The organism is Halorubrum sp. SS7, from assembly GCF_005435055.1.
Lineage (GTDB): Archaea > Halobacteriota > Halobacteria > Halobacteriales > Haloferacaceae > Halorubrum > Halorubrum salinarum.
The window spans coordinates 1-440 of the sequence record NZ_SGXV01000298.1 but is presented as its reverse complement, the minus strand read 5'-3'; the positions used below and the strand labels follow the sequence as shown (position 1 = coordinate 440).

Sequence of the window (440 nt, the reverse complement as noted above, 5' to 3'; positions counted from 1 at the left end):
TCCATCTTGAATTGTCTCTGGCTGAAGACGCGGATTGAGCTACTTCATTTTATTATGTGCTGGTCTTTGTGGGTTTGATTAATAATTCACACTCAATAAATAATAACTCTATTATTAGATAACCAAGAGTAATTTACAGGTTATCTAAGAACGGCCTCCGTACAAGCCTACTCACGTCGGGATCGTCTCCCTCTATCGCCTCTGAGATGATTTCCATTTCTTCCTCGGAGAATTCCGCAAATGCGCGGCCGTTCTCCCGTTCAAGTGCCTTCCAAAGGGTCGCTTCAAGTAGTTCTATCTCTATCTCCCGACGCCGTTTGGGAGTTCCACAGCTAACGTATTCTTCGGTGAGTGCCTCGACCTCTTCGGTGTCAATGTTGATCTCTGTCATCGTTATCCCATCCGGTTCAGCGCGTCGCGTCGGTCTTCTACTGGTGCCT

Annotated in this window: 1 protein-coding gene; it reads right to left on the bottom strand. The window is 46.8% G+C overall.

Annotation, left to right across the window (positions count from 1 at the left end; all coding sequences use genetic code 11):
* Positions 1–133 precede the first annotated feature (133 nt).
* Positions 134–440, bottom strand: a 307-nt coding sequence (locus EXE44_RS18105) for a hypothetical protein (RefSeq protein WP_206750407.1), incomplete at its 5' end; no start/stop codon positions are given.